At 66.2% G+C, this 4,593-nt stretch carries 6 protein-coding genes; 3 read left to right on the forward strand and 3 right to left on the reverse strand.

Features of this window, described 5'->3' with window-relative positions:
• The 3 genes from AC2VOP_RS20890 to AC2VOP_RS20900 form a co-directional block, all read left to right on the forward strand.
• Nucleotides 1-497 (forward strand): SDR family oxidoreductase (locus tag AC2VOP_RS20890; protein ID WP_486962739.1); only part of this gene is annotated, 497 nt, incomplete at its 5' end.
• Nucleotides 498-563: 66 nt separating this feature from the next.
• Entirely contained in the window at nucleotides 564-1,232 is a 669-nt protein-coding gene (locus AC2VOP_RS20895) for a hypothetical protein (RefSeq protein ID WP_486962740.1), read from the forward strand.
• 9 nt (nucleotides 1,233-1,241) lie between these two features.
• Entirely contained in the window at nucleotides 1,242-1,694 is a 453-nt protein-coding gene (locus tag AC2VOP_RS20900; protein ID WP_486962741.1) for a helix-turn-helix domain-containing protein, read from the forward strand.
• 45 nt (nucleotides 1,695-1,739) lie between these two features.
• On the opposite strand, the gene AC2VOP_RS20905 is transcribed toward AC2VOP_RS20900, so the two are convergent.
• The 3 genes from AC2VOP_RS20905 to AC2VOP_RS20915 form a co-directional block, all read right to left on the reverse strand.
• Nucleotides 1,740-3,158 (reverse strand): acyl-CoA carboxylase subunit beta, encoded by a 1,419-nt coding sequence (locus AC2VOP_RS20905; RefSeq protein ID WP_486962742.1) that lies wholly within the window; start codon nucleotides 3,156-3,158, stop codon nucleotides 1,740-1,742.
• Nucleotides 3,159-3,202: 44 nt separating this feature from the next.
• Nucleotides 3,203-4,471, reverse strand: a complete 1,269-nt coding sequence (gene kasB, locus AC2VOP_RS20910) for a 3-oxoacyl-ACP synthase KasB (protein WP_486962743.1) — start codon at nucleotides 4,469-4,471, stop codon at nucleotides 3,203-3,205.
• A 31-nt stretch (nucleotides 4,472-4,502) separates the two neighbouring features.
• Nucleotides 4,503-4,593, reverse strand: a 91-nt coding sequence (locus AC2VOP_RS20915; RefSeq protein WP_486954861.1) for a hypothetical protein, incomplete at its 5' end; no start/stop codon positions are given.

Genomic DNA, 4,593 nt, shown 5'->3' on the forward strand with positions numbered 1-4,593 from the left:
GCGGAGTCGACATCGCGATCAACACCGTCGGCAAGGTGCTGCGCAAGCCGATCATGGAAACCACTGAATCCGAATATGATTCGATGTTCGACATCAATGCCAAGGCCGCTTACTTCTTTCTGCAGCAGGCCGGTAAACGGCTCAACGACAACGGGTCGGTGGTGACCATCGTGACCGCGCTGCTGGGTGCGTTCACCGACGGTTACTCCACCTACGCGGGCGCCAAGAGCTCAGTGGAGCATTTCACCCGGGCGGCGGCCAAGGAGTTCGGGGTGCGCGGCATCAACGTCAACAGCGTGGCCCCCGGCCCGATGGACACCCCGTTCTTCTATCCGCAGGAGACCCCGGAGCGGGTGGAGTTCCACAAGTCGCAGGGGATGGGCAACCGGCTGACCCGGATCGAGGATATCGCGCCGCTGGTGGTGTTCCTGATCAACGGCGGGCACTGGATCACCGGGCAGACCATCTTCGCCAACGGCGGTTACACCACGCGATAGCGCAGGCCCGCGTAACGGTTGGCGCTATGGCGACGAATGCATATCATATATGATAATATCACGTAGATGGCGTATACATTCGATGACGTCCTGCGGTCGGCCGCGCGACTCCAAGAGCTCGTTCCCGACGCTGTCCTCGTTGGCGGTTCGGCCGCAGTCCTATATGCCCGGCACCGCACCTCCTACGACCACGACCACGTCGTCGCAGATTTGGCGCAGCGATTCGACGCCGTCCTCGGTGCGCTGGAAGCCGACCCTGAATGGGTTCTCAACCGGGCCGTTCCAGGGAAGATCCTGCTCGGGAGTCTCGGTGAAATCGAGGCTGGTATTCGCCAACTCATTCGCAGGTGCCCGCTGGAGACGCAGGTCGTCGACGTCCCCGGCGACGGGACGGTGGTCGCGCCGACGCCGGAGGAGACGTTGCGCATCAAGGCGTACCTGCTGGTGAAGCGTAACCAGGCCAGAGACTACATCGATGTGGCCGCATTATCGGATCGGTTCGGAATCGACTGGGCTGCAGCGACACTAGCCGATATCGATGCTTTCTATGAGGAAGGAAGCTCCGGTGAGAGCGCTGTGGCGTCGCAAGTCCTGCGTCAGCTTGGCCAGCCGCGGCCACAGGATTCACGGACAACGGCCCACCTCCGCGGGTACAAGGAACTCACTCCGAAATGGCAGTCTTGGCCTGTGGTCGTTGCGCAGTGCCAGGCGATCGCTGACGCAATGATCGGTTAAGTGGCACAGATGCGTACGTTGCACTTTCGAAACATCGACGTCACCCCTGACGACCCGGTCGAACGGTGGGGGGTGGAAGGCATCCTGGCGGCGATCGACCGTGGATCGCTGCCGCACTGGCGGCGTATCGCCGCCGCGGTTCGCGAGAATCCGCGCGGTGCTGTGGCAGCCGATGTGAAGCAGGCCCTCAAGCTCGCCGAAGACGTTGGAGTAGCCGCCACATTCCGGCGCATGCTCGCTCAGGCTTCCGGTGACGCCGATGCGCTGGCACGCGCCGAGGTGCAGCGACGCCTGCGGAGCCTGGTGAGCGATTCGGGGTTGACGGCCGCCCAGTTCGCTCAGCGGTTGGGCACTTCGGCATCTCGGATGTCGACCTATTTGAGCGGCAAGGTGGTGCCTTCGGCGGCATTGCTGGTACGCAGTGAGACGGTTGCCAAGAACGCACGGGCGCGTAACGGGTGACCGCCCAGTCGGTGTAGGGGTGGGCGCTCGCTGGCGCCGCAGAAGCTACAGCGGGATGTTCTTGTGCCGGCCGCGGCGTGCGGGCGCCTCGGCCAGCGCCTCGGTGAGCTTGCTGCGGGTGTGCGCCGGGTCGATCTTCTCGTCGACGACGCCGATCTCGATGGCGGCATCCACTCCACCGGCGATGTGCTCGTGTTCGGCAGCTAGCTGATCGTGCAACGCCTCACGTTCGTGCTCGGGCGCGGCGGCCAGTGCCTTCTTGTGCAGGATGCCGACCGCGGCCTTGGCGCCCATCACCGCGACCTCGGCGTCCGGCCAGGCGAACACCTTGGTGGCGCCCAGTGAGCGGGAGTTCATCGCAATGTAGGCACCGCCGTAGATCTTTCGGGTCACCAGGGTCACCCGGGGCACGGTGGCCTCGCCGAACGCGTGCAGCAGTTTGGCGCCGCGGCGCACCACACCGCCCCACTCCTGGTCGACGCCCGGCAGATATCCGGGGACGTCGACGATGACGACCAGCGGAATCCCGTATGCATCGCAGAGTCGCACGAAACGCGCTGCCTTCTCCGCGCTTTCGGAGTTCAGGCAGCCGCCGAGCCGCAGCGGGTTGTTAGCCAGCACCCCGACAGTCCGCCCGGCCAGCCGGCCCATGCCGACGACCATGGACGGCGCCCACTTGGCCTGGAATTCTTCGAACGGACCGTCATCGAGCAACGCGGTCACGATCGGGTGCACGTCGTAGGCGCGCCGCGCCGATTCCGGAAGCAGCGCATGCAGGTCGGTGTCACCGGCTTCGGCCTTGGCCCGATCGAAATGACCTTGCTGGCAGAATAATCCGACCAGGCGACGGCCTCGCTCGTAGGCGTCTAGCTCGTCGTCGGCGACGATGTGGCACACGCCGGACTTGCGGTGGTGCGTTTCCGGACCGCCGAGTGACGCCATGTCGACATCCTCACCGGTGACGCTGCGCACCACGTCGGGGCCGGTGACGAACACCCGGCTCTCCGGTGCCATCACGATGACGTCGGTCAGCGCCGGCCCGTAGGCGGCGCCGCCGGCGGCGAAGCCGACCACCACCGAGATCTGCGGGATATACCCGGACGCGCGGATCATCGCTTCGAAGACCGTGCCGACCGCGTGCAGCGCCCGCACCCCTTCGGCCAGCCGCGCCCCGCCGGAGTGCCAGATGCCCACGATCGGGCTCTGCTCGGCGATCGCGGTGTCGTAGGCGTCGACGATCTGCGCACAGCCCTCCGCGCCCATGGCACCGCCCATGACGGTGCCGTCGGTGCAGAACGCGATGGTGCGCACCCCGCCCACGGTGCCCGCTGCGGCCAGCACCCCGGACCGGTCACGCTCGTTGAGCAGCTCCACGCTGCCGTCGTCGAAGAACGTGTACAGGCGCAACAGCGGGTCGCGCGGGTCGAGTGATTCGCCAACCACCTCGCCGACCACGGTCGTCATCGTGGATCCCCTCCTTCGATCGTTGCTGGACTCGCTGCCGGGCGTTAGTAACGGCCGAAAGCCAGTGAGACGTTGTGCCCGCCGAACCCGAACGAGTTGTTGAGCGCGTAGTGGTAGTTGCCCGACCGCGGCTGGTCGGCCACCACATCCAGGTCGATCTGCGGATCGAGATTGACCAGGTTGAGGGTGGGCGGGATGACCTGATCACGCAGGGCCAGCACGGTGAGGATGGACTCCACCGCGCCGACCGCGCCGACTGAATGGCCCAGCGCGGATTTGGGCGCGTACACCGCGGCGTGTCCGCCGTGCGGGCCGAGCGCGTTGTTGATCGCCTGGCCCTCGGCGACGTCGCCGACCGACGTCCCGGTGGCGTGGGCGTTGACGTGGTCGATGTCGTTCGGCGTGAGCTCGGCGAGCCGGATCGCCCGGGTCATGGCGTACCCGGCTCGTTCGCCGTTGGGATCCGGTGCCACGATGTGGAACCCGTCGGAGGTGATGGAGGCCCCCATCAGCCGGGCGATGATGGTGGCGCCGCGTGTCTTGGCGTGCTCCTCGGTCTCGATCACCATTAGCGCGCCCGCTTCGCCGAACACGAAGCCGTTGCGGTCACGGTCGAACGGGCGACAGGCGCCTGCCGGGTCGTCGTTGGTGGTGGACAGCACGATGCGCATCTGGGCGAACGCCGCGATCGGGATGGCTTCGATCTGGGTTTCCACACCGCCGCAGATCGCGATGTCGGCCTCGTCGAGCATGATGCTGCGCCACGCATGGGCGATGGCTTCCGAGCCGGACGCGCACGCCGACACCGGGGTGAGCACCCCGGCCTTGGCCTCCCGGTCCAGCCCCACCGCCGCGGCGGCGCCGTTGGGCATGTACTTCTGCACGACGACCGGCGAGACGGCTCGCAGACCGCGCGATTTGAAAGCGTCCCAGTTGAAGATCAGCTCCTCGGTGGAGCCCATCCCGGTGCCGATGGACACCATCAGGCGGGTGGTGTCGACCTCGGGTGTGCCGGCGTTCTCCCAGGCGCGGCGGCCGAGATGGGTGGACATTTTCTGCAGATACGACAGTCGGCGCAGCTCGGTCTTGTTCAGGCCGACGTCGAACGACTCCGGCTTCTCGATCAGGTGACCGCCGATGCGGACCGGCAGGTCGTACTCCTCGATGAACGGGTCGGTGAGCGCGCGGATCCCGCTCTGGCCGTCCAGCAACATCTTCCAGGTGGTCTCCGCGTCGGCGGCCAGGGCTGTCGTCATGGCGAAACCGGTGACGACGACGTCGGGGAATCGATCCTTGAGAGCCAGCGTGGACATTGCTGCGAACTTTCCTTCTCCCGGGCCGGCCTCAGTAGCGTCCGAACGCTAGCGCGACGTTGTGGCCACCGAAACCGAACGAATTGTTGATGGCGTAGGAGTATTCGCCGTAGCGGGGTTCC

The sequence above is a fragment of the Mycobacterium sp. TH-M106 genome (assembly GCF_057473765.1).

Coding starts and splice junctions, on each gene's coding strand:
- AC2VOP_RS20895 (WP_486962740.1), top strand. CDS start 564: ATGGCGTATACATTCGATGACGTCCTGCGGTCGGCCGCGCGACTCCAA.
- AC2VOP_RS20900 (WP_486962741.1), top strand. CDS start 1,242: ATGCGTACGTTGCACTTTCGAAACATCGACGTCACCCCTGACGACCCG.
- AC2VOP_RS20905 (WP_486962742.1), bottom strand. CDS start 3,158: ATGACGACCGTGGTCGGCGAGGTGGTTGGCGAATCACTCGACCCGCGC.
- kasB (WP_486962743.1), bottom strand. CDS start 4,471: ATGTCCACGCTGGCTCTCAAGGATCGATTCCCCGACGTCGTCGTCACC.